The sequence below is a fragment of the Leptolyngbya sp. DQ-M1 genome (assembly GCF_039962505.1).
Classification (GTDB): Bacteria; Cyanobacteriota; Cyanobacteriia; order Leptolyngbyales; family Leptolyngbyaceae; genus Leptolyngbya.
The window spans coordinates 262,500-286,095 of sequence record NZ_JAMPLJ010000003.1; the positions used below are offsets into that span (position 1 = coordinate 262,500).

The window sequence follows — 23,596 nt, forward strand, 5'->3', positions numbered from 1 at the left end:
TTCTAAGCAGCGTGATCTTCTTGTTGACCCAGATAAACCTCAATCACTCGCGGATCGTTCTGTACTTCGTCCATTGTGCCTTCACATAAGACACTGCCTTGATGAAGTACCGTCACTCTCCGAGCAATTTGTCTAACGAATTCCATATCGTGCTCAATCACGACGATCGAATGACTTTCAGCCAGCGCTAAAAGTAAATCTCCGACTTTCTCGGTTTCTTCGTCGGTGAGTCCCGCGACCGGTTCATCGACTAACAGCAATTCCGGTGACTGAGCGACGAGCATTCCAATCTCTAGGCGTTGCTTTTCACCGTGAGACAGTAATGCCGCTTTGATATCGGCTTTGAGGTCAAGCCCGATCGTCTCCAGCAATCCCGATACAGTGCGCTGTTCTGCAACCGGACGCTTACCGACGATCGCATTCCACAAATTTTTATCGCGAGTGCAAGACAGTTCCAAATTCTCGCGGGGCGTGAGATTGAGATAAACACGCGGAGTCTGAAACTTGCGCCCGACACCCAACCGAGCAATTTCATGCTCTTTCAACCCTTTGGTATTGCGCCCTTTGAAATAGACCGTTCCAACCGTCGGCTGCGTTTTGCCCGTGATCGTATCAAGAAACGTCGTTTTTCCGGCTCCATTCGGCCCGATTACAACGCGCAACTCGCCACGATCGAGATCAAAGTTGAGATTATTGATTGCCTTAAAGCCATCAAAACTAACCGTCAGATTTTCGATTTGTAAGATTTTCTCGCTCATATTGCACTTCCGGATCTTCTTCTAAGCTGGGATAAGTCATTAATCTGCGCTTGCCCAAGAACCGCGATCGAACTAGCTCTACTCCATCGGTACGCAGCCATCCAATCAGTCCGCCCGGTACCACCGTCACCACGATCAGGAACAATGCGCCCTGGAAAAAGAACCAGAACTGCGGAAACTGTTCGCTGAGAATACTTTTCGCGAAGTTGACAATCAATGCGCCCAGAATCGCGCCGACTAAACTTGCACGACCCCCAACCGCAACCCAGATCACCATCTCGATCGAAAACGCAATATCCATCGCTTTTGGTGAAATGATCCCAGACTGCACCGTAAACAATGCCCCCGAAACCCCTGCTAATGCAGCAGAAACCGCAAACACCAGCACCTTAAACACAGTCGGGTTATAGCCAGAAAATCTCAGCCGGGGTTCATCATCTCGAATCGCAACCAATAGCCTTCCCAACCTGCCGCTCGTCAGCCACCGACACAGCGCATAAGCCCCGACTAAGAGCCAAACGGTTAGGATATAAAACGCCCACTGCAACGGCGGATCGCCAACCGTTTGACCCATAAAGGTTGTCGTATCGGTTTTCAAGCCGTTCGTACCATTGATGAGCTTTTGCTGACCGTTGAAGAAGTTAAAAAACACAATCAACGCCGCTTGCGTCAGGATCGAGAAATAAACGCCGCGAATCCGGTTACGGAACACCAAATAACCAAGAACCGCCGCGACGATCGCAGGCAGCAACACGATCGCAAATACGGTAAACGGCAGCGAGTAAAACGGCAGCCAAAACGCCGGAAGCTCAGTCACACCATACAGTGTAAAAAAGTCGGGTAACTGTCCAGCCGGAATCTGCAACTGCAAAAACATCGCCAAACTATAGCCACCCAGCGCAAAAAACAAGCCGTGTCCCAAACTGAGAATTCCGGTATAGCCCCAAATCAAATCGATTCCTAAAGCCACGATCGCCAGCGCTAAAAACCGCCCCAACAATCCGACTCGAAACCCTTGCCCAATGCCGACCAGCAAATTCGGCACAATGTAAATGAGCGCGAGCGCGATCACCACGACGAGTCCCGCTTCAATTAAAAACGATCGCTGCTTCCACCAAGGCGCTTCTTTATTCACGTCAACTTCTCCCTAAGCATCCACGGTTCGTCCTTTCTGCGGAAATAGCCCAGCCGGACGGAATTGCAGAAACACAATGATCAATGCAAACACCATCACCTTTGCCATGCTGATCGTCGAGAAAAATTTGAAAAATTCAGACAGTTGCGGAGAGAAGCTAAACATATCGACTAACACATTCGATCCGATGATGTAGTTAGCAGTGCCGATCGCGAGAGCTGCAATAATGCTGCCGACCAGCTTTCCAACGCCACCCACGACCACAATCATGAACGTATCCACAATATAGTTCTGTCCCGTGTTTGGCCCGACTGATCCCAACAAGCTCACCGCACAGCCCGCAACTCCTGCCAGTCCTGATCCCAGCGCAAATGCCAGCGCATCCACTTTCTGAGTCGGAATTCCAAGACAAGCGCTCATACTGCGATTTTGAGTCACCGCCCGAATTCTCAAACCCCAAGACGTTTTGTTCAAGAACCAATACACGCCGAACACAGCCGCGATCGTCAACACAATAATGAAAATTCGCGCATACGATAGCTGTGTTCCCGCGATCGACAATCCCCCCCGCAGCCAACGCGGAGCGGTGACATCGACGTTCTGTGCGCCAAACCAAGGTTTAGTGACGGCTAACCCATAGATTTGTCCGACCGTGTTGCCCGTGACAATTGCGATGGCAGCCGATAGCGGCAGCAGAATTGCGATCGACCAGCCGCGAATCTGCTCATAGTTCGGACGACGTGCCAGAATCCACAATGCGCCAAAAAACAGCACACAGAACATCGCCACCAGCGTGACTAATTGCCAACTCACGCTCCGCACCAACTGTTGCAGAATCAAGCTCACGCCCCAAGTCGCCAGCAATGTTTCAAGCGGTCGCCCATACAAATATCGAATCACGCCCCGTTCTAGAACAATGCCAAACAGCGCCGTAACCATAAACGCCGCAATTAGAGCTACAAAGATGTAGATATCAAACCAAAATCCACCCATTGGTCTGAGCGCATTCTGCACCACAAAGGTTGTGTAAGCACCGAGCATCATTAACTCCCCGTGAGCCATGTTGATCACGCCCATCAGCCCGAAGACGATCGCCAGTCCCAATGCTGCCAACAACAACACCGAGCCGACGCTAACACCACTGAAGATCCCGTTTAAAAGTCCTGACAGCAAAGCTTTCTCCGTGTCTAAATCGTGTTCCCTAAAAGTAGAAAGTAGGGAGCGGGGAAAAAACTGACTTCTCCCCCCACTCCCTACTCCCTACTCCCCACTCATCAAGTGGTCTTAAACTTTCCGCCCTTCGCCGGATCAGACCAGTCGCACGCAAAGCCCTTCGTTTCTGTCACAAACTGGTTCCAAGGCACAGGTTTCACCGCATCCTTAGTCTCGGATACGATCTTGAAGAGTCCGTCTTGTGCAACTTCACCGATCCGCACGAACTTCGACAAGTGGTGGTTCGAGTTCATTGTCACCTTGCCTTCCGGTGCATCAAAGGTCTGACCGTAAGCGGCGGCTTTCACTTTTGCAAGATCGTCAGCAGTTCCGGCTTTTTCGACCGCCTGCTTCCACAGGTAAACCATAATGTAAGCCGCTTCCATCGGGTCGTTGACCACGCGATCGCTGCCGTATTTCGCCTTGAATGCTTCGACAAACTTCTTGCTGGCGGGCGTTTCTACGGTTTGGAAGTAGTTCCAAGCGGCGTAATGTCCCTTGAGATATTCGACCCCGATCGCTTTGACTTCTTCTTCTGCAATACTGACCGACATTGACGGATACTTATCTGGAGTCAAGCCAGAGGCTTGCAGTTCTTTGAAGAAGGCAACGTTGGTGTCACCGTTCAAGCTGTTGTAAATCACGCCACCGTTCGGCAGAGCTTGCTTGATCTTGTCTACTACGGGTTTGACATCGGTGTTACCGAGCGGAATGTAGTCTTCGCCTTTGGTGTTGCCACCTAATGCTGCAAGCTGGGCTTTGATAATCGTGTTTGCCGTGCGCGGAAACACATAATCTGAACCCACCAAGAAGAAGTCTTTACCTTTGTTCTTCAGCAGCCATTCCACCGAAGGCTCAATTTGTTGGTTCGGAGCCGCGCCCGTGTAGAACACATTGTTCGAGCATTCTTGTCCTTCGTACTGCACCGGATACCAAAGCAAGTGCTTTTTCGACTCGAACACAGGCAGAACCGCTTTACGGCTGGCAGAAGTCCAGCAGCCAAACACCGTTGCTACTTTGTCTTGATCGATCAATTTCTTCGCTTTTTCAGCAAAGGTAGGCCAATCGGAGTTGCCATCTTCGACGACGGCTTCGATTTGCTTACCTAACACACCGCCCGCTTTGTTGATTTCTTCGATCGCGAGTTGTTCTGCATCGACGACGCTCTTCTCAGAGATCGACATCGTGCCAGACAGCGAGTGCAGAATACCAACTTTGATCGTGTTACCCGATGCAGTCGTATTCGCTGCGGGAGAAGCTGCGGGAGCATTGGCAGACGTTGTTCCCGTTTGAGGCGGAGCGCCACAAGACTTTAACAGAACGCTTCCTGCCGCCGTAGAGCCAAGGATAATAAATTCGCGCCGTCCAAATGATTTTGTCATGTCCAAAGGTGTAGTGAGTTGATCCAAGCTCAGGCGATCAACAATCCCAATCGAGATTGCTTCTGCGGAGGAGCGAGTCGCAGAATCATCGCGGTTTCAAGCTTTAAGTAATAACTCTGAAATACTAGGGCTTGGGTTTTCAGGAAATTGTATACAAGATTACTTTTTAAGGATTGTTTTGTTATTTTTGCTTCAGGTTCATCCCTGCGTAGGTTGCTACAAAGTCGATCACGGTATCTAGTCCTACACAGGTTTTGAGATTTGTGAACACAAACGGTTTTTCTCCCCGCATTTGTTTTGCATCTCGCTCCATCACGTCTAAATCTGCGCCCACATAGGGAGCAAGATCAATTTTGTTAATTACAAGCAGATCAGATTTCGTAATTCCAGGCCCCCCTTTGCGGGGGATTTTGTCGCCGCCTGCAACATCAATCACATAAATATTCAAGTCAACTAATTCAGGGCTAAAGGTTGCCGCTAAGTTATCTCCGCCGCTCTCGACAAAAATTAACTCTAAGTTCTCAAATCGCTGCTCAAGCTGGTCGATCGCGGCTAAATTCATCGACGCATCTTCACGGATTGCCGTGTGTGGACAGCCCCCAGTTTCGACTCCGAGAATGCGATCGGAAGTCAGTGCTTGCGATCGCACCAGGAACTTGGCATCTTCTTGGGTGTAAATATCATTGGTGACAACCGCGATTTGAGCGCGATCGCGCATTGCTTTACAGAGTGCATCAACGAGTGCGGTTTTACCAGAACCCACAGGTCCCGCAATTCCAACGCGAAAGGCAGTAGAAACCAGAGTGTGTGTCATGAGAGTTTCTTAAAATTTTGCTGATCTTAATGACTTATCACGATCGCTCTGGATTACGGTGAAAGAAACTCTTAAGTTAGCGCTATGAGCAATGCACTCACAATCGACTTTGCAAGAGAAGGAGAAGCAGGCTATCGGCGAATTTTTGCGCGATCGCCTCAACTGACAAGTCTTGCAGCAGGGTGGGATGGAATTTGCTTTGGCTATGACTATATGCCGCCCGGAGAAACGACTGAAGTTTTTTCTTTGCAGCATACGTTAGCAATTTTTACGCATACCAATCAGTCACAGATTGCAGAGCGATCGGTTGATGGCAAGTTTCATCGGGAACAGGTCGCGAACGGCAATATGGTATTGGTTCCCGCCCGGATCGGTTGTCGAAGCCGCTGGTTTGACTGGGGTGGCGTGATGTTCTTTGGATTTGATTCGATTAAGCTTGCTCAAGCTGTTGATCAGGCGACTGATCAAACTGAACTATTACCGCAATTCGCGTTGAATGATCCGCTGGTCTATCACATTGGACTCTCCCTAAAAACGGCTCTAGAGCGTGATGGCACCGCAAGTCGCCTATATGCTGAATCACTATCAAATGCGCTCATCGTTCATCTCCTACAGCATTATTCAGCACAACGACCCTTAATTCGAGACTATACAAACGGATTATCTCAATCCCGTTTACGTTGCGTTGTCGATTATATACAGGCTCATTTAGATCAAGATTTGAGCTTGGGTGAACTGGCTGCGATCGCAAAAATGAGTCCGCACTATTTCTCACAGTTGTTCAAACAATCCACTGGCGTGACACCGCATCAGTTCGTGATTCGGGCGCGAGCAAAGGAATTGCTCATTGCAGGAAGATTACCGATCGCAGAAGTTGCAAAGCAGGTCGGATTTGTGGATCAAAGTCACTTGAATCGGCACTGTAAAAAGCTATTGGGTATCACACCAAAAATGATTCAAAACTCATAGGAAGAATTTACAAAAAGCGGAAGAATCTACAAGACGATCGCACCCTCAATTTTTGATAGTCATATCAAATTGATTTTTGAGTGCGACAGATCTTGGAAGCCCCCTAAATCCCCCACGCGTGGGGGACTTCAAGCCAATCTGTTTCGGATTCTCAAAGTCCCCCAGTATGGGGGATTTAGGGGGCGAAGGATCTGTCGCATTAATAAATTGATTCGGTATCAGAATAAACATCAGGAGTTCGACTTATGGGCTGGATCGAAACCAAAACAGAACCGATGGTGATCAATATGGGACCTCACCATCCAGCAATGCACGGTTGTTTTCGGATCATTGTCACGTTAGATGGGGAAGATGTGGTCGATTGTGAACCCGTGATTGGCTATCTGCATCGCGGCATGGAGAAGATCGCTGAAAACCGCACCACGACGATGTTTATTCCCTATACGAGCCGATGGGACTATTACGGTGGAATGTTTAACGAAGCTGTCACCGTGAATGCAGTTGAGAAGCTCGCGCAGATCGAAGTTCCGAAACGTGCCCGTTACATTCGGATGATCATGTTGGAACTCACTCGCATTGTGAATCATTTACTGTGGTTAGGTCCATTTGTCGGCGATGTAGGCACACAAGCATTATTTTTTCCGACGCTGCGCGATCGTGAACTCATCCTCGATCTGTTTGAAGCCGTCACAGGCTATCGCATGATCAATCACAACTATTTCCGTGTGGGAGGCGTTGCAGCAGATTTACCCTACGGTTGGGTTGATAAATGTACGGACTTTTGCGACTATCTACCGCCAACTCTGGATGAGTACGAACGATTGATGACGGATAATCCAATCTTCCGACGACGCACAGAGGGCGTTGGTATCCTCACACGCGAAACCGCAATCAATTGGGGCGTGACAGGACCAATGTTACGGGCTTCGGGTGTGAAATGGGACTTACGCAAAGTTGACCACTATGAATGCTATGACGAATTAGATTGGGAGATTCAGTGGGAAACGGCAGGCGATTGTTTTGCTAGATACGCGGTGCGAATCCGAGAAATGCGAGAGTCGATCAAAATCATCAAGCAAGCTCTAAAGGCGCTACCAGGTGGAGCTTACGAAAACCTAGAAGTAAAACGAATCGAATCCGGAGCAAAATCCGAGTGGAATAGGTTCGACTATCAATTTATTGCCAAAAAAATCGCGCCAACCTTCAAAATCCCCAAAGGCGAACACTATGTTCGAGTAGAGTCGGGGCGAGGTGAACTGGGAATATTTATCATTGGCGATGACAATGTGTTTCCGTGGCGTTGGAAAATTCGCCCCGGAGATTACAACAACCTGCAATTGCTGCCTCAGTTAATTCAAGGCTGTAAAGTTGCTGATATTTTTGTGATTTTGGCGAGCATCGATTTGGTTATGGGATCGGTCGATCGTTAAATTCATCAAGCAAATCTGCTCAAAAAAGACGATCGCGGTTTGAGAACTGCGATCGTCTTTGCTATCAATACGCTTTAAACGACTTCAACTTCAACCTGTGGCTGTTGTTGCTGCGGCTGGAATTGGAACAGCGAGTAGACCACATCCCGACGAATATTGATCATCATTTCCAAGAACAACTCATAGCCTTCGCTCTTATACTCAATCAGCGGATCTTTCTGTCCGTAACCCCGCAAGCCAACAGACTCCCGCAAGCCATCCATTGACTGCAGGTGTTCACGCCACAGGGTATCAATCCGATTGAGAATAAAGAATCGTTCTGCCTGACGCATTAATCCCGGCTGCACAGAATCGACTTCCGCTTCCTTCAGGTCATAAGCAATTCGAGCCTGCTCGTGTAAGAACGCTTTCAGCTCACCCAGGCTCATGTCTTCAAGATCTTTGGGTTCGAGATCGCTCAGCAAATAAACAAACTCTTTCACTTTGCTCAAGAGCTTATCGAGTTCCCACTCTTCTGACGGCAGTTCGGGATTGATATACGCTTCCACAATGTCATCCATCGTGCGTTCTGCGTATTCAATCACTTTCTCTTTGAGATCTTGTCCTTCTAGCACTCGACGACGTTCAGCGTAGATGGCTCGACGCTGATTATTCATCACTTCGTCGTATTCAAACACCTGCTTCCGAATGTCGTAGTAGTAGGTTTCCACCTTCTTCTGAGCGCCTTCGAGGGATCGCGTCAGCATCTTCGACTCGATCGGCATATCTTCCTCAACGCGGAACATATTCATCATGTTCGCAACTCGATCTCCCCCGAAAATCCGCAGCAAGTTATCCTGCAAACTGAGGAAGAACTTGGTTGATCCAGGGTCGCCCTGCCGTCCGGCTCGTCCCCGCAGTTGGTTGTCAATCCGCCGCGATTCGTGGCGCTCTGTTCCAATGACGTGCAGTCCACCGAGTTTCACAACTTCTTCGTGTTCGCGATCGGTGTAGGCATCATATTCCACACGAATCCGCTTATACACTTCCCGCAAGCTTTGAATTACCGGGTCGTTCGTGGGAGCTTTTTCGGCTGCGGTCGCGATTTTGTCTTCGGCTTCCAGTTCTGGCAGACTGCGTTCCCCGTATTGTTGCACCGCAAAGTGAACCGCATCTTTCAATGCCTGCTCCGTTTCCTGGGAAAGTTCGGTCGGGTAAATGTCAGACTTGGCTTTCCAGGTTTTGATCTTGCGTCCGGGTTCAAAGCCTTGTCCGCCGCCTCGCGAATCGCCAAAGCCCATCCCCGAAAAGTCATCGTCGTCTTCTGGTTCGACAATTCGCGGCATGAAGTATTCGCGAATTTTCAGGCGCGCCATGTAATCGGAATTACCGCCCAAGATGATGTCGGTTCCGCGTCCTGCCATGTTGGTGGCGATTGTCACTTTGCCTGTCCGACCTGCTTGAGCGATGATTTCAGATTCCCGCTCTACGTTCTCTGGTTTTGCGTTCAGCAAGTTGTGAGGAACGTTCAATTCTTGCAGCAGTTGAGACAGTAGTTCAGACTTCTCAACACTGGTGGTTCCGACCAGGACTGGGCGACCGGTGCGGTGCATTTCCTCGCATTCAAGCGCGATCGCGCTCCATTTTCCGGTGATGCCTAACACAAACAGTCCGTTTTCACCTTCAGGAACCGCTTGACGAATCATCCGGTAAACTTCGTAACTGTTGGTCACGGTAATCATGCCGGGATGTTTCGCTTGCCGCACGATTTCTCTCGCTTGATCGCTGCTTTGAGGCAGACCCGGACAGAGATTATGGGCAAGTCCTTGTTCATCAAGCAATTGAGACAGATTACTCAATGCTTCTAGGTTCATCGCCCAAACGAGAACGGGACGACCTTGAGCCGATTTTTCTGCACATTCCCGCGCAAACACTTTCAGATCGCCTGCTTCGGTCTTGTAAACTACATCCGACAAATCGATCCGGCGGCGCGGTTGGTTAGTTGGAACCAGCGTGACTTCGAGCTTGTAGATTTTTTCAAGTTCCGCTTCCTCGGTCTTCGCGGTTCCGGTCATCCCCGCAAGCTTCGGATAAAGCAAGAAGAAGTTTTGATAAGTGATTGTCGCTAAGGTCTGAGTTTCGTTTTGAATCTCGACTCCTTCTTTAGCTTCGATCGCTTGGTGCAGTCCATCACTCCACCGCCGACCCGGCATGACTCGTCCGGTAAATTCATCTACAATCACGATTTCGCCGTTTCTAACGATGTAATTCACATCATTGATGAACAGTTCTTTTGCTTTGATTGCGTTAAAAACATAGTGCGCCCAAGGATCATTCGGGTCGAATAAGTCAGAAACACCCAGATTTTGTTCTGCGGCGATAAACCCTTCGTCTGTGAGCAGAATATTACGCTGCTTCTCATCGACTTCGTAATGATCATCGCGTTTAAGCGATCGTGCCACTGCTGCCGCCTGCATATATTTCTCAGTCGGGCGCTCAACTTGACCCGAAATAATCAACGGAGTCCGGGCTTCATCGATCAGCACCGAATCCACTTCGTCGATGACGCAGTAGTTAAACGGACGCTGCACGACTTCTTCCATCGCAGTCGCCATGTTATCGCGCAGGTAGTCGAATCCTAATTCGCTGTTGGTGGCGTAAGTGATGTCGCAAGCGTAGTTTTTCTGACGCTCGATCGGACTCATGTTCTGCTGAATTAGCCCCACGCTCAAGCCCAAAAAGCGGTGAACTTGTCCCATCCATTCCGCGTCGCGCTTTGCCAGGTAATCGTTCACCGTGACGACGTGAACGCCTTTTCCAGACAGCGCATTGAGATAAGCAGGCAGCGTCGAAACTAGGGTTTTTCCTTCCCCGGTTTTCATTTCAGCGATTTGTCCATCGTGCAGCACCATACCGCCGATTAGCTGCACATCGAAGTGCCGCATTCCCAAGACCCGCTTGCCCGCTTCACGCACGACCGCAAACGCTTCCGGCAGAATGTCATCGAGAATTTGCTTTTCTTCGTCTCTATTCTTTGCCTTGGCGAGTCGCTCTCTGAATTCAGTGGTCTTGGCTCTCAATGCGTCATCTGAGAGCGGCTCAATCTCTTCTTCTAAAAGATTGACTTCATTGACCAGGGGTTTGTATTTCTTGAGCTTGCGTTGATTGGGGTCGCCCAGGAGAGATTTAAGCATGACAGGGGAAAATCAGAGCTTCTGAATGTGGGTGTGGGGGTGCGATCGACCAAAACGTGCAGAGTTGCACATTTATTCCGATCCCGATAAAGGTATTCCAATCCTATCACTCAGATCGAAACCTGAACGGGCAATGGCATCGGGGGAAAACCGTAATTCGCGAGTGGTGAGAGGATCTTTAGGTAAAAGTGGCAACTTCTACAGGACGTTCTACGCTCAACGCTTTGCGATCGCGCTTAATCCGGTCAACTTGATGTAACGTCGCAGCCGTTGTCCTTGAAGCTTCTGTGCTACTTTGCTTATCGCTCAGAGTAGCACCTCAAATTTAAGGTGCGTTTTCCCAATCTGGGGTGAGTTTACGGAAGTTGTACTGATTCGTTCCGGGGTGGCAGGTGGCGCAGCTAGAGAGGGAAATCGATCGCGAAATCTCAACTTTCGGATGCAGAAGCTTAAATGGTTTCGATTCGCCAAAACGGTAAGGAATGCGCTCGTCTTCGAGGGCTTGGCGAGAGAAGGTTCTGAGGTAAGTCCAGACGAGCGATCGTTCCGGCTCAACCAGTGGAGTCAGGGTTGCGCCATAGTGCTGCGAGTCTCGGAGCAATTCGCGCCAGGTTTGGGTTGGCAAAGCGGCGGGAGGAATGCCAATATGACAAGTCGCGCAGTTTTGGAGATACGTTTGCTGTGCAAGCTGGAGATTGCCTGAAACGACATCAACGGTTCCGATTTCGGCCGATTGAGGTTTTTCTACAGCTTGAGCCAGTCCCCAGCCTAAAATTAGGCTCCAGATCAGCAAAATCAGGATGAGAATGACCGGAGAACGCCTACGAATCCGACGCGGTTTAGACTGAGATGAGTTTGGCATACGGTGATTCTGACGTGAATCCGGGTGAGTTTGTTTTTCTGCTGTAGAGACATCGACTTATGCTGGACTTAATTTGTTTCGGAATCTAACATCAGTGCGATGTGATCTCTAAGCAATTCATAGAATAATCGAGAAGATTTCTGCGGTCAAAGTGCGATCGGCATGAGAATCGTCAGAGATCCCTGTTCGATCACACACAACCTCACCTTCAACTTCAGGAATTTTCACGATGGATTGCAGTCACGTTCAGCTTTGCGATCGCAAAAGTCAGGTCGATCTGGTTCAGCTTCAGGCTTTGTTTCAAGTTGCCGCATTTTGGGCGGGTGATCGCAAGCTCGAAGATTTAGCGATCGCGATTAAAAATAGTGATCCGGTGATTTCAGCGTGGGATCACGATCGTCTGATTGGGTTTGCGAGAGCGACTTCGGATGGAGTTTACCGCGCTACGATTTGGGATGTCGTCGTGCATCCGGATTATCAGGGAGCAGGTCTCGGACGCAAGTTAGTGCAAACTGTATTGAGTCATCCGCACGTATCAAAGGTCGAGCGGCTGTACTTGATGACGACGAATCAGCAAGAGTTTTATAAGCGGATCGGATTTGAGATCAATCAGACAACCACAATGGTGTATTTCAATCAGCCATTAGTGTTGCCGACTCCTGCACCTGAAGTCGAATGTGATATTGGCAGGTAAAGCGAAGCCCCCAGTGTTGTTAGAACGCTGGGGGCGAATATTCACAAACTTAGAAGTTAGTTTGCAACACCTGCGGGGAACTTCACTTCGTTCGGGGTTACGTTGTCGGATTCAACGCGCTTGCCTTGAATGAACGATCGCAGCATCCATGCCATTTCTTCATGCTGTTCCATCATTCCGGTAAGGAAGTCAGCCGTTCCTTCATCGTGGAACTCTTCAGAACAACGATCGATGTGTTCGCGCAAGTTGCGGATAATTGTCTCGTGATCGTCAACCAAGTTTTCGACCATGGTTGAGGCAGGAGGAACTTCACCCGTATGTTCTTGAAGTGAGCCGTATTGGATGAAGCCAGCCGCTGTTCCAACCGGGTATTCGCCCAATTGACGAATGCGCTCAGCAAGTTGGTCGATCGCCTCGTTTAGGATGGTGTACTGCTCTTCCCAAATTTGGTGCAGGGAGCGGAATTCAGGGCCTGTGACATCCCAATGATATTTCTTTGTTTTAATCAAAAGCAAGTTTTCATCTGCCAGGTCGCGGTTCAGCATTTCGCATACGCCTTGGCGCTGTTCGTCAGTTAAGCCGATGTTAATTTTACGCATGACAATCACTTTTTACCTTATCGGGTTTCTTCTGCTAGTTCACCAAATTTCTGTTATGGGGGCATCAGTCGAAGGAAGGAAGGAGGGGTTTGTCAATTCCGTCTTCAGAGTGTTTTAGGTGGGTTCGCTTGCTTCTTCTTGTGGCTCAGTCCAATCGACTTTGTTGTAGAGGTCAGATACTACAAATTGACAGGGGACAGACGAAAGTGAGATTTCGGTATTTTCATCGTCGTGATTGACTAAAATCCAGCGTCGATCGTCGCTTTTGACATAGTGTTCGACATGAATTGTATATTGATCAATTAATAGATATTCCTGAAACTCTGGAATAGTGCGATAAGCAGTAAATTTCTCGTCTTTATCATAGCTATGAGTTGATTTAGATGATACTTCTGCAATAAAGCAAGGATTTGTAATCGTATCGCGCCGACCTGGTTGAAGTTGTAGAGGTTGAGCGACGACCATAATGCCTGGATACGTATAAATTCGCTTTTTAGGAATCCACAATCGTTGAGCCGCTACAAAAATACCGTAAGGTGAACTCCTTAGAGCAACATTTAACTCAGTGTGAAGATTGCCTGTAATTTTGTTGTGATTTGGAAATTCACACGACATCAGAACAATTTCACCGTCAATGTATTCTTGTTTCTCATCAGATTGCGCCTCGGCTTCCAAGTATTCTTCTACGGTGTATTTGCGCTTGGTTTGCACCATCGTGCGACTCCTGGATGCTATTGGGATAAGTTTATTCTGGAGTAGAATTTCTGTACTGTTAAATCAGACTCACTTTGGCGCGATACAACAGTCGATCGTGCTGTCGATACCCCGCATACCGAACGCGAACCAGATCGCCAGGTTCAGCCGCACCGCCCATGAGTTGATGTTGCTGCGGATCGTAAGGAACTTCAGAACCAACGATCGCAGTTTGCTCAATGCCCCATTGTTGTAGCAGTTGTTCGATCGGGCGCAACAATGGTAGAAGCTTCACCGCAGGCGCTTGAGGATTTTGTTGGGCTGCATAAGCGGCTGCCGACCATTGGATTAACCAAGGTTCTAAGGTTTGCAGGCTAGATTGTTGGAAGTCCTGTAGTAATGTTTCGCGTTGTTCTGTTAGTTGAATTTGGAGTCGATCGTATTCTTTCTGCAGGGTGTTCGTTGGAATCAGATCAAACAATGAAAGCAGATCACTCAAAGAAATCTCTAAGCGTGCTGCAAATTGTGTGAGTGTTTCTAAACGTAATTGTTGCAGTTGACCCTGCCGCAGTTTGGCAAGCTGCTTTTCGGTCAGACCTGTACGATCGCGCAAGGCTCGAAAGGTAGCGAGGTTACGCGATCGCATTAATTCTCGGATTTTTGGCGTGTAGTCGGTCATATGAGGCGCGATCAAACATCTTGCTTTCACTGTATCAGAGTGGTTTGCTGGTGATCACTGTGCGAAGCACTAGCCGAAGGCACCAACAATCCAGCGACGATGCTTGATCAAGAAAAAGACGTAAAGACTAATCAAAGCAATCAAACAAACATTGCCTAAAGTGTTGTAGGTTGTGATGATTGTTTTATCGCTCCAGTTGTACACTTCGCTGAGTGTATTCATATCACCTATATCTTCTCCGAGTAGAAGCGACCCCCAAGGGATTGAGCGTGTGCCTTTCTGGATGTCCTGCCACATTGAGAAGGCTCCCCAGAATGTGTTCGCGCCGACGATAATTAAGGGATATCTCCAAAAGTCCCATCGCCAATCGTTCGGAAGTTGAAAATAAAAGCCAGCAATCATTAAAGCACTGAGATAAAACTCACCACCCACGCCACCAAAGGCAAGCCACATCTCAAACTGATCCGCCGTCTGTATCCAGGTCATCACAAACTGTACGATCGCACAAATCACCGCAAACAACATCGTCGATCGCTTTTTCTCTTTCCAACCTGCCCAGAACAGTAAGCCCAACAGCAGCAACATTCCAAAATAAACAAACAGCGATCGCTCTAGCAACACACTTGTCCAACCAAACGGTAGCGGTAAAGCGCGTCGTCCAGAAAACCAAGCGACTGTGGCATGACCGACTTCATGCACCCAAAGCTGTAATGGAAATAACAATATTTTTGTGAAGCCAAGCGATTGAAACAGAATTGCAGAGCAGATCGCCACCGGAAATGCTAAAAGCAACACATACCGATTCTTGAATGAATACGGATCACAATCCTCCGGAGAAACTGCATTGATCGTGAACTGTTTTTTCCAACTTACGAGCTTTGACGATCGCATTCCGTAGATCACGATCGTTTTAATTCCAGGTAGCTCTAAGGTGCGGATCTGCTGATAAATTTGGTTGCCATAGTCATGATTTGAATTAGTTTTGAAAAAGATTTGAAGTGTGTCAGCTTGAATCTTGACGTGAAACGGCTCCGGGTGGAGGCGCTGTATAAACTCTACAATTTGATTCATTAAAGAGTCTGATTCAGATTGATGAGCCGTTTCGTAGAGATGCTCTTTTATTTGCTCATAAGCAACTTTGAGCAAAGCTTTTTCTTGCTTTGCACCCTGCTGTATTTTCTCCAATGCCTTTTTCGAGTAGGCAGCATCAACCTCAACGATCGAAGCTCCCGGACTTAACTCTAATAGCGCATAACATTGCTCAAGCGTTAACTCACTCATATCGGGAAGTTCACTCATTTTCCTGGCTAGAATTCCCGATTTGACGATCAACTTGTCAACCACAAATCTTATTCAAAGATTCCAAAATATCAGCAAATTCGGTGCGACTTCATTGTATGGTAATAGGAATTTGAAACCGATATCTAAAGCTGTGCAGTTTTGCAGACAGACTTGAACTCTGTCCTAAAGTATTGAAAAATCATCAGGTGAGATCGAATCAACTTTAACCGTCAATTATCGAATGGGTGCTGCTCTGAATGTTCAACTCTGGTACATCTATCGGGTTTAATACGAGTTCTAATTAACCTAGTGCGATCGTAGAAAGAGGAAATTGTCAATGTTTTTTAGGCATAGCCGAAAGTCTTCCTGGTCTAGCCGTTCGCTATATCAGAAGAAAAAGGCGTTTCCAAAACGGTGGATTTTTCTGTCGATTCCACTCGCTTTGGTGGGGCTAGAACTGTTGCTGCGTCTAATTGTGGGCGCTACAGGAAAAACCGCAGAATTAAACGCCTTTGAAGGCGAACCCCTAAATCTCACAGCTTACCGGCTCAAGTTTCTCGATCAGCAGGGAAACCCCTTCGATGGACTTCCAGATCATGGACAACTGACTGTAAAACGCAGCCCTGTTCTGGGCTATCGGCTCGTTGGCAATCAGCAAAATTCAGCCTGGAAAATTAACGAGCAAGGCTTTAGAGCCGATCAGCCAATCAGCCCCGATAAACCTAAAGATGAAGTGCGAATCTTCCTGCTTGGTGGTTCAGCCGCGTTTGGACAACTCAGCTCTAACAATCAAGCGACGATCGCGGCTCAGCTTGAGTCCCGTCTCAACCAACAAGTTTCCGCCCAAAAAGCCAACCCGAATAAGTTTCGCCCCGATACGCTGCCCTATTTTGCCGATGAGCTAGAAAAGGCACTGAAACTGCCGCCCCGAATTCGAGAAACTCGCTATCGCGTGATTAATGCAGCCGTTCCAGGATATGTGTCAGGCAATGAGTTAGCACAATTAGCGTTTGAGGTGTTGCCTTACAAACCTGATGCGATCGTCCTGATCAATGGCTACTCTGATTTGCTGCTTCCCAGCGTTCAGGATGGGGTGGATGTTCCCCAAGTAGAAGCGCTGTTAGAAAGTGCGCCTCGGCATTTGATGACAAGCTGGGGCAATCAAATTAACGATTTCTTCCAGCAATTCTATTTAGTGAAGGGGATTCAATACTGGATATTTCGCCCTCATACTGCATTCAAGCAGCTAATTCCTCCGGTTGAAGACCCTGTACAAGAGCGATTAACGACGGATACTAAAGAACTAGAACGCCGCGCCGATCGCTATCGCCATAATCTTCAACAGGTTTCACGTCTGGCGACGGCTGCTAAAATTCCGCTCTTTGTTGCGCTTCAGCCTGAAGTGTCTACTCGCGCCGGAAAGCCTGCCGGACGGGAAAAAGAGATTTTGGATCAGTTAGGTTCGCGCTATCCCCAGCAGATTCAAGCGGGTTACGGCAAGCTCCAAGGCGCGATCGAGCAAGTGAAGCGCGATACACCTGGAATTTCAACGCTGAATCTCGTTGAGGGCTTGAATACTGCTCAGGGTGAAGTGTTCCAAGATGCAATTCACTTAACCGATAGTGCGAATGGTGCGATTTCGAATCGATTGTATGATGCGATCGTACCGAAACTGCACGTCCAGCCCAAGCCTTACGCTGGAGGAAATGTTCCGCCCTCTTGACCGCTCATCTGTATAAGGGCGTTGCAGCCAAGACGGGCTAAGGCTCACCCAAATCGCCCTTCGACATAATCGCGAGTGCGGGAATGGGCTGCGCCGTTAAAAATTTTAGCGGTATTGTCAATTTCAATCAGTTGACCGATGCGGCTTTCGTCGGTGCTGAAAAAGGCTGTACGATCGCTAATTCGCGCCGCTTGCTGCATATTGTGGGTGACAATGACGATCGTGAATTCTTTCCGCAATGAGCTGATTAATTCCTCGATCTTCATGGTGGCGATCGGATCAAGCGCCGAACAGGGTTCATCCATTAGCAAAACTTTCGGCTTCACTGCCAATGCCCGCGCAATACAGAGCCGTTGTTGCTGTCCACCGGATAAGCTGAGGGCTGATTTTTTCAGGTTATCTTTGACCTCATTCCACAAGGCTGCGTCTGCAAGTGCGGTTTCAACGATTTCATCAAGACGCGATCGCGAAACCCGACTAAACACCCGCACCCCATAGGCGACATTATCGTAAATGCTCATGGGGAATGGGTTTGGCTTTTGAAACACCATGCCAATCTGCCGCCGCAGTCGATTCAGGTTGACGCGAGGACTGTAGATATCTTGACCAAAAAATTGCACCTGTCCCTTCACTCGCATCTCGCTTTCGAGTTCGCCAATCCGATTTAGCGCTTTGATAAAGGTTGATTTACCACAGCCGGACGGACCAATAATCGCGGTGACTTGTCCGGGATAAATCGCCATCGAGACGGACGATAAGGCTTTACGATCGCCATAAAACACATCCATATTTTGGGCTGAAAGCGCAAGTTCGGACTGAGAAGTAGAAGTCATAGGTTAACGTTTCCGGGTGATCAGACGAGACAAAAGATTGGTGACAGTCACAAGACCGAGCAGCACCAGTGAAGCTGTCCAAGCAAGCTGAGTTTGTTCGGGAAAAGCAGAACTCGAATAGTTGTAGATCATCACCGAGAGCGAAGGTGCAGGATTAAGAAGACCCTCGACCCAACTCTGGCTAAACAAGGCCGTGAAAATGAGCGGAGCGGTTTCACCAGAGGCTCTAGCGATCGCTAACAATACTCCGGTTGTGATACTCGGTAATGCGGTTGTCAATACAATCTTAAACACCGTTTGAATTGAATTGGCACCGAGTGCTGCTGAGGCTAATCGTTGATGATTGGGAACAAGCTTCAAAGCTTCTTCGGTCGAGAGAACGACGATCGGTAACATGATTACCGCTAGCGCAAACGCCCCCGCTAATGCTGAGAATCCGCGATAGCCAAAGATTGTAGCGAGAACGATCACAGCGTAAGCAAATACACCAACCACAATCGAAGGAACTGCACTCAGAATTGACAACACAAACCGGACTGTTTGAGCAATTGCACCAGATTTACCAATTTCAGCAAGATAGATAGCGATCGCAATTCCAAACGGAATACTAAAAGCCGTTGCGATACTCACCATTAGCACTGTTCCTTGAATCGCATTCGCAAATCCACTGACAACGCTGGTATCGCCAGCCGGGGCAGGTAGATTTGTAAACACTTCCCACTTCAGATTCGGTAAGCCTTGACGCAGAATTTCCAGCAAAACCGAGAGGAGCGGCAAGAGTGCAAGTGCTGTGAAAAGAACCGCGATCGCGCTCATCGCATGGCTAAAAATCCGGCGATCGAGCGCTAGGGGTTTCGTTAACGGTTGCTCTGCATTCATTGTTTTAAAATCTATTGTTTTAAGCCGAATGTTTTGACGATCGAATTTGCAATCATGTTAATTACTAGGGTTAACGCAAACAGCATTAACGCCAAATACATTAACGCTCCAATATGCAATTCGTCTAATGCTTCGGGAAACTGATTTGCAAGAATTGACGGAATCGTATTTCCTGCATCTAGCAACGATAAGCTGATTTGATCCGAATTACCAATCACCATCGTTACTGCCATTGTTTCGCCCAATGCCCGTCCCAACGCCAGCATGATCGCGCCAATGATTCCCGATAGACTTGCTGGAATTAATACAGTTGTGATCATTTCCCAACGAGTTGCCCCTAGTGAAAGAGATGCGGTGCGTAAATCTTGGGGAATCGCTAACATTACATCTCGGCTAATTGCAGCGATCGTAGGTAAAATCATCACCGCAAGAATAGTTCCCGCCACCAGCATACTGGGGCCAAAGGTATCAGTTCCGAATAAGGGAATCCAACTCAATTGTTGATGTAATGCGGATTGAATCGGTTTCATCAATGGAATCAGCACGAAGATGCCCCACAAGCCAATAATCACGCTGGGAATCGAGGCAATCAATTCGATCAAAAATCCTAACGTCGATCGCAACCATCCCGGCAGAAATTTCTCGCTAGTGACAATTGCCACCATGATTCCAATCGGAACTGCGAATAAAAGCGCGATCGCAGAAGTGACGATCGTTCCGTATAAGTAAGTTTGCGCCCCAAACTGAAGCTGATTTACATCCCATTCCTGCCGCATCATAAATCCCCATCCGAATTGTCGAATCGCGGGGAGTGCAGCGTTAAAAATAATCCAGCCCATCCAGAGCAAAAGTGCGATCGCGCTGAGCGATAAAATTCGCAAGCTCCAGGTAAAGCCTAAATCAATCCAAGCGGTGTTACCGCCCTCGATCGACTCTGGAATATTTCTCGACTGAGATGGAATCGTTGCCATAATGCTGAAGATTGAGAGGAATAAAGAAAGGGACACCCTAAATGGAAGTGTCCCCGCAGTGAGGTGTGAAAGCTAAAACGTAAACGTTGTTCGGATCGTACCGACGTAGATCGCATTGTTCGCAGAATTGCCTTCTGGGTTGAAAATCACAAATGCGCCCGGTGTGATCGAAATGTTGTCGTTGAGGCGATAGCGGTAGAAAACTTCCAAATGATAGGAAGAATCTTGATCTTCTCGACGAGCAGAAACGGCAGTGGGTGTCGCCAAGCCAAAGTCACTGCTGGTTACTTTCGGCGGCATACCAAAAATGATTCCACCCAAGCTGCCTTCCTTGAATAGGTCAGGAAATGCTAGACCCACTGCCCAATTGAAGATCGTTGCTCGATCGTCTTCTCGAACCGTTGTTCCAGTTCCGATCGTGCGTCTCGCTCTTGCGTCGGTCAACCCTGCCCAACCTGCCAGAGTTAGACCAGGATTAAGCCGAATGTTGGCTTGTAGTCCAAACTGATTCGTACTGGTCGGAATGTTTCCAGCCGAATTAATCGTTTGGTTACTGCCAAAGGGGTTGTTCGCAAAACTACTCCCGGTACTGCCTGTCACTCCAGAACCCGTGTTGTAGTACGCATTCGCATACGTGAAACCAATCCCCAGGTTTGGAGTTGGCTGATACACCAGCTGCGCGATCGCCGCATAACTTCCGGTGAATAATCCACGATCGAGACCCGGATCTTGAGCATCTCCAGTCGGCACTAAGTAACCGAGCGAAAGGGTGAATTGATTACCCAGCGTAAATTCTCGCCCTAATCGATGGTTCACGATGATCCCGGTTCCAGTGCTGGTGCGGTAGATCGGATTGAACCGACCGAACCGCGAAATTGAACCGCTCCCACTGGATTCAAACGGGCTAAGCGTCGGGATCGAATCGTTAAACTCTAAGCCGTCATTCGTTCCCGTTCCGATGAATACAGTGGTTTGATCGCCGAGCGGAAAGCGATATTCTAAGCGTCGAAGCTCGATCGAGTTACTGTTGCTGCCGTCATAGCCCAAACGGGTCATGTTTGTGCCTGTGATTCCGGTCGCCCCGGTGCCACTGAACGCAGCAATGTTTCTGGCTTGCAGTTGGGTTCTCAAGCGATCGCGTCCGGTAAAGCTCGTATCAAACGCAAGCCGTACCCGATCGGCAAAAATTGTATTCTCGCGAACTCCACGATCAGGGTTGGTTGGCGATCCGGTGATTGCATTATTTCGCGCTGCTTCTCGTGCTGCAGGTGTGAGGGCTGCATCAATCACTCGCTGCTGGTCAGAATTGACGGCTCGATCTGCACCAAAGGCTTGGCTGACCGAAAAGATTACTTCTCCGGTCAGTTTCGAGGTCGTCGAAAACTGCTGCCGTTCTAGGGTAGTGGTGCGCGCTTCTAAGCTATCCACCGCTCCGCGCAGTGATGCTAACTCTGCGGCAAACTCTTCTTGTAGTTTTTGCAGGGCTGTAAGATCTTCTTTCTTCATCAAATCCGAAGTTGATGCGGCAATCAGTTCGTTGACGCGATCGAGACATGCACTCAGTCCTGCTGCAAATTCAAAGCGGGTTAATGCTCGATTGCCGCGAAAGGTACGGTCAGGATATCCGGCGATACAGCCATACCGCTCAACTAAAGATTGCAAAGCTTGAAATGCCCAATCTGTAGGTCGAACATCAGACAACTGAGACACCGAAGTCACCTGTCCTTCGATCGCATTAGGTTGAGCCCAGATTTCATTGACTGAAGTGACGCGCTCTTGACCTAGAGATTGAGCCGTCGCGGAAAGTGCTACCGCGCCTATCAATGTAGGCGACAACACAAGGGAATACCAAAATAGGCGAAACATGGAACTAATCCTCACATCACAAGTAAATCGGGCAAGCCGCTCTAAATCGCTAGAACTCGCATCGATCATAGATCAAAGTTCTAGCGGCTTTACGGCAGTTTCAGAGCCTTTAAGTTCAAACTTTCTAGGGCTTCACTTCGCTTCTCACTTGCTGAAGTGCCCGTTGTGCCACATCAGGCGGAATCCGAGTAAAGTCTAAGCTTGCGTTAAGGTTCTGTCCCTCAGTCAAGACATATTCAACCCATTTCTTCACTGCTTCTGACTTCTGTGGGTCGTTGTACTGTTTGTACACCATCATCCAGGTCAATCCTGTAATCGGATAGCCATCGGCGGGATTGCCCTCAAACACGCGGAAGTTTGCGGGAAAGGTTACCGTAGACAATGCTTTGTTGGTGTTCTCGATCGAAGGAGTCAAGAAGTCGCCTTTCTGATTCTGCACTGCTGCAACTGCGATGTTGTTCTTCTTCGCATAAGAATATTCGACATAGCCGATCGAACCTGGTGTTCTTTGTATCAACGCTGCAACCCCAGGATTTCCTCGACCTCTAAGCGGATTCGTTGTCCACTTTGGAGCCGTTCCCACACCGACGCGACCCTTAAAGTAAGGACTCACCGCACTAAGATGATTTGTGAAAATAAACGTTGTGCCGCTACTATCGGCTCTCACCACCGTTTTAATGTCTGAATTCGGCAGATTCACTCCAGGATTGTCTTTGGCAATTCTCTGATCGTTCCACTTGGTAATCCGCCCTGCGAAAATTTCGGGTAACACTTCCCGCGAAAGTTTCAGGCTATTGACACCGGGAACATTATAAATTGGTGTGACTGCGCCGCCTGCTGTCGGAACCAAGATGACACCGCGACTAACTTTCGCCATGTCCTCGTCGGTCATGGCGGCATCACTGCCACCGAAGTCAATCACGTTTGCTAGCATCTGGCGGATTCCACCGCCGCTTCCGATCGCTTGATAGTTGACCGTAATGTTCGGCTCTTTTTTCTTAAATTCCGAGATGTAGCGCTCATACAACAGTGCCGGGAACGTTGCGCCTGCACCGTTAATTGTGGCTCTGGACTGAGCGATCGCCGATAGAACCGGGGAAAGCGCGATCGCAGTTGCCACAAACAGCGCGATCGCTCCACGGCGGAGAGCTTTTCTAGAGAGTGTCATGGTGTCCTCGTCCTTGCGCGATCAAGTGTCAATTGAAGTAACAAAAACAACCCTACAACTCTGGCAGTTAAATGAAGGCAAACAGAACGATAACAGAAAATTAAATCTAGTTAAAAGTTAGGTTAATGAAAATGCAACGCTACCCACAATAGTGGAATGATACCAGTGATACTACAAGAAGCTCGGCTAAAAAATCCGTTTTGGGACAGAGTTTGATATGATGACACTGTTGCTTTTGCATTCTGGTAGGACAAGCAAAAATAACACTTTAAACATGTAGGCATCTTTTGGATTTAGATCTCATACCGAATTAGACATAGATTGCGACAGATCATATTCAAAGTCCCCCAGAATGGGGGATTTAGGGGGCGAGAATCTGTCGCATCCACAAATCAATCTGGTATCACAGCAGAAATGCTTCGGATACAAATTGCGATCCAAGTTTAGAAAAGCGAGAACATCTCATCCTGCCCTT

The 23,596-nt window shown here is 48.4% G+C and carries 20 protein-coding genes; 4 read left to right on the plus strand and 16 right to left on the minus strand.

The window, feature by feature from the left end:
* Positions 1–2: 2 nt before the first annotated feature.
* The 5 genes from urtD to ureG form a co-directional block, all read right to left on the minus strand.
* Positions 3–758, minus strand: a complete 756-nt coding sequence (gene urtD / locus NC981_RS11060) for an urea ABC transporter ATP-binding protein UrtD (protein WP_348242874.1) — start codon at positions 756–758, stop codon at positions 3–5.
* A complete protein-coding gene (gene urtC / locus NC981_RS11065) occupies positions 718–1,893 on the minus strand; it encodes an urea ABC transporter permease subunit UrtC (protein WP_348242875.1) in 1,176 nt (391 codons plus the stop codon). The genes urtD and urtC overlap by 41 nt, the downstream gene beginning before the upstream one ends.
* Positions 1,894–1,905: 12 nt before the next feature.
* The gene (locus NC981_RS11070; protein ID WP_348242876.1) at positions 1,906–3,066 is read right to left on the minus strand and encodes a branched-chain amino acid ABC transporter permease; all 1,161 of its coding nucleotides are present in this window, start codon (positions 3,064–3,066) and stop codon (positions 1,906–1,908) included.
* A 101-nt stretch (positions 3,067–3,167) separates the two neighbouring features.
* Positions 3,168–4,487, minus strand: coding sequence for an urea ABC transporter substrate-binding protein (gene urtA / locus NC981_RS11075; RefSeq protein ID WP_348242877.1), 1,320 nt, complete (start codon positions 4,485–4,487; stop codon positions 3,168–3,170).
* Positions 4,488–4,668: 181 nt separating this feature from the next.
* Entirely contained in the window at positions 4,669–5,301 is a 633-nt protein-coding gene (gene ureG, locus NC981_RS11080) for an urease accessory protein UreG (protein WP_348242878.1), read from the minus strand.
* An 84-nt stretch (positions 5,302–5,385) separates the two neighbouring features.
* Here ureG and NC981_RS11085 point away from each other — a divergent pair, with 84 nt between their 5' ends.
* Both NC981_RS11085 and NC981_RS11090 read left to right on the plus strand, forming a co-directional pair.
* Entirely contained in the window at positions 5,386–6,270 is an 885-nt protein-coding gene (locus NC981_RS11085; protein WP_348242879.1) for an AraC family transcriptional regulator, read from the plus strand.
* 245 nt (positions 6,271–6,515) lie between these two features.
* Positions 6,516–7,700 (plus strand): NAD(P)H-quinone oxidoreductase subunit H, encoded by a 1,185-nt coding sequence (locus NC981_RS11090; RefSeq protein WP_190376608.1) that lies wholly within the window; start codon positions 6,516–6,518, stop codon positions 7,698–7,700.
* A gap of 74 nt (positions 7,701–7,774) precedes the next feature.
* Here the strand turns inward: NC981_RS11090 and secA are convergent, their stop codons facing one another.
* Positions 7,775–10,873 (minus strand): preprotein translocase subunit SecA, encoded by a 3,099-nt coding sequence (gene secA, locus NC981_RS11095; protein ID WP_348242880.1) that lies wholly within the window; start codon positions 10,871–10,873, stop codon positions 7,775–7,777.
* Between the two features lie 325 nt (positions 10,874–11,198).
* Complete coding sequence (locus tag NC981_RS11100; protein ID WP_348242881.1) at positions 11,199–11,735, minus strand: diheme cytochrome C; 537 nt, start codon at positions 11,733–11,735, stop codon at positions 11,199–11,201.
* 229 nt (positions 11,736–11,964) lie between these two features.
* On the opposite strand from NC981_RS11100, the gene NC981_RS11105 reads away from it, so the two are divergent.
* On the plus strand, positions 11,965–12,429 hold the full coding sequence (locus NC981_RS11105) for a GNAT family N-acetyltransferase (protein ID WP_348242882.1): 465 nt from the start codon (positions 11,965–11,967) through the stop codon (positions 12,427–12,429).
* 56 nt (positions 12,430–12,485) lie between these two features.
* Here the strand turns inward: NC981_RS11105 and NC981_RS11110 are convergent, their stop codons facing one another.
* The 4 genes from NC981_RS11110 to NC981_RS11125 form a co-directional block, all read right to left on the minus strand.
* A complete protein-coding gene (locus NC981_RS11110) occupies positions 12,486–13,028 on the minus strand; it encodes a Dps family protein (RefSeq protein ID WP_190376613.1) in 543 nt (180 codons plus the stop codon).
* A gap of 114 nt (positions 13,029–13,142) precedes the next feature.
* Positions 13,143–13,742, minus strand: coding sequence for a Uma2 family endonuclease (locus NC981_RS11115; protein ID WP_348242883.1), 600 nt, complete (start codon positions 13,740–13,742; stop codon positions 13,143–13,145).
* Positions 13,743–13,800: 58 nt separating this feature from the next.
* On the minus strand, positions 13,801–14,400 hold the full coding sequence (locus tag NC981_RS11120; RefSeq protein WP_348242884.1) for a helix-turn-helix domain-containing protein: 600 nt from the start codon (positions 14,398–14,400) through the stop codon (positions 13,801–13,803).
* Positions 14,401–14,469: 69 nt separating this feature from the next.
* Positions 14,470–15,744, minus strand: coding sequence for a hypothetical protein (locus NC981_RS11125; RefSeq protein WP_348242885.1), 1,275 nt, complete (start codon positions 15,742–15,744; stop codon positions 14,470–14,472).
* A 274-nt stretch (positions 15,745–16,018) separates the two neighbouring features.
* Between NC981_RS11125 and NC981_RS11130 the strand changes: the two genes are divergently transcribed.
* On the plus strand, positions 16,019–17,404 hold the full coding sequence (locus NC981_RS11130; RefSeq protein WP_348242886.1) for an SGNH/GDSL hydrolase family protein: 1,386 nt from the start codon (positions 16,019–16,021) through the stop codon (positions 17,402–17,404).
* Positions 17,405–17,448: 44 nt separating this feature from the next.
* Here NC981_RS11130 and pstB read toward each other — a convergent pair whose 3' ends face one another.
* The 5 genes from pstB to pstS form a co-directional block, all read right to left on the minus strand.
* On the minus strand, positions 17,449–18,237 hold the full coding sequence (pstB, locus tag NC981_RS11135; protein ID WP_348242887.1) for a phosphate ABC transporter ATP-binding protein PstB: 789 nt from the start codon (positions 18,235–18,237) through the stop codon (positions 17,449–17,451).
* Between the two features lie 3 nt (positions 18,238–18,240).
* Positions 18,241–19,116: a phosphate ABC transporter permease PstA gene (pstA, locus tag NC981_RS11140; protein ID WP_348242888.1), complete on the minus strand. Its 876-nt coding sequence runs from the start codon at positions 19,114–19,116 to the stop codon at positions 18,241–18,243.
* A gap of 11 nt (positions 19,117–19,127) precedes the next feature.
* Positions 19,128–20,087 (minus strand): phosphate ABC transporter permease subunit PstC, encoded by a 960-nt coding sequence (gene pstC, locus NC981_RS11145; protein WP_348242889.1) that lies wholly within the window; start codon positions 20,085–20,087, stop codon positions 19,128–19,130.
* Between the two features lie 72 nt (positions 20,088–20,159).
* Positions 20,160–21,953, minus strand: coding sequence for an iron uptake porin (locus NC981_RS11150; protein WP_348242890.1), 1,794 nt, complete (start codon positions 21,951–21,953; stop codon positions 20,160–20,162).
* A 124-nt stretch (positions 21,954–22,077) separates the two neighbouring features.
* Positions 22,078–23,121 carry a phosphate ABC transporter substrate-binding protein PstS gene (pstS, locus tag NC981_RS11155; RefSeq protein WP_348242891.1) on the minus strand — a complete coding sequence of 348 codons (1,044 nt, stop codon included), beginning with the start codon at positions 23,119–23,121 and terminating at the stop codon, positions 22,078–22,080.
* Positions 23,122–23,596: the final 475 nt, after the last annotated feature.